The 1,484-nt window shown below is 37.5% G+C and carries 3 protein-coding genes; 1 reads left to right on the top strand and 2 read right to left on the bottom strand.

The window, feature by feature from the left end:
• Positions 1-4 precede the first annotated feature (4 nt).
• Positions 5-157 carry a UDP binding domain-containing protein gene (locus SD31_RS16195; RefSeq protein ID WP_082021943.1) on the top strand — a complete coding sequence of 51 codons (153 nt, stop codon included), beginning with the start codon at positions 5-7 and terminating at the stop codon, positions 155-157.
• A 60-nt stretch (positions 158-217) separates the two neighbouring features.
• Here the strand turns inward: SD31_RS16195 and SD31_RS12155 are convergent, their stop codons facing one another.
• Together SD31_RS12155 and SD31_RS16200 are read right to left on the bottom strand one after the other, a co-directional pair.
• Entirely contained in the window at positions 218-967 is a 750-nt protein-coding gene (locus SD31_RS12155) for a tyrosine-protein phosphatase (RefSeq protein ID WP_231561554.1), read from the bottom strand.
• Between the two features lie 364 nt (positions 968-1,331).
• Positions 1,332-1,484: integrase core domain-containing protein (locus SD31_RS16200; protein ID WP_156138353.1), on the bottom strand; the 153-nt coding region annotated here is incomplete at its 5' end.

A 1,484-nucleotide genomic window follows, 5' to 3' on the forward strand; every position in this document is an offset into this window, starting at 1 on the left:
TTMCATCCTCACTGAATGGGATGAATTTAWKGATTACGATTGGAAACGTATTAAAGAGCATATGATGAAACCGGCCTTCATCTTTGACGGACGTAAGCTGCTCAACCGTAAAGAGATGGAAGCTCTTGGATTTATTTATTATGCTATTGGAGAATAAAAAAACATAAAAGGTCGAGAATATTTCCTCGACCTTTTATGTTTTATCCCTTAACAACCTTTAACCCAAAGCCTTTGAAGAATCATGTTTGATATGATCCAGCAATGTTGGGTTTAAGATATTACAGCTTTTCAGCATATCCCGGACAGGATATTTAGCTACCACTTCCTGCAAGGCTGCTAGATGTCGATCATGATGCAAATCCGTACCCACAAAATCATACATCCCCGATTTCAGAAGCGTCAATGCTGCCGATTTGACCTCTACACCGTAATAACGACTGATAGAAAGCAAATTCAGCTGCATAAGACATCCAGCATCACGGATTTGGTGATACATGTTGAAATTATAATGATAGTAATTATAACGTTCCGGATGAGCAAGCACGGGCTTATAGCCTAATTTTTGAATATCTTTAATCGTTTGAAACAACGCCTTGGACTCGGAAAGATATGACATCTCAATCAGCACATATCCCCCAGGCATGACACATAAGTTATCACGCTCGATCAACGGCACAATGCCATCGTCAATCATATGCTCTGCGGCAGGAAAGATTTCCACTTTGGAATTTTGCTCCGCAAGAGCTCCTTTTAAAGCTTCATATGCCGTCTGTATAGTGCTTTTGGTATTAGGATGTACACCATCCATTATATGTGGAGTACAGATAAATTTGTTGAATCCTAAACTGTTAAGACCTTTTATCAACTCTAACGATTCATCAACAGATTTACTTCCATCATCAATGCCCGGCAACAAATGGTTATGAACGTCTACTTCTAAAAAGGCTAGCTTTCCAAGCAATCTCACCTTACTATCCGCCTCGCCTCTTTTTCCAAACAGTCTAGAAGAAAAAATTCATACAGTTTTACATTTTCTTTATTCATATATCTTATTAACGACAACAAAACTCGTTTTGCTACATAATTTATTTTATTTATTATAAGATATACATGGCAAAAATACAATTTTCATGCCATTGCTTCCCATAGGTTTTGTAGCAATATCTTTACAAAAGAGATAAAATTGCATAAACAAGTGTTCTTAGATAATCTGAGATGGATATTGAGTATATTTGCTCCACCATAAAATAAAAGAAATATTGTCGACTTCCCCGAATTAAGACTGCGTAATTTTACAAAATTCTCTTCAAATTAACCTAAACCTAAATACCCTAACACGCCTGTCTATCGCCTTCAAAAGCGGATAAAGCGGCATATTCGGTTGGAGGCATATTGCCAAGACTGTCGTGCGGTCTGTGATTGTTATAATCATCCATCCATTGCCAGGTAACTTCCCTTACCTCATCAAGGGTGTCAAACAGGTA

This window comes from Sphingobacterium sp. T2 (genome assembly GCF_000814685.1).
GTDB classification, from domain to species: domain Bacteria; phylum Bacteroidota; class Bacteroidia; order Sphingobacteriales; family Sphingobacteriaceae; genus Sphingobacterium; species Sphingobacterium thermophilum.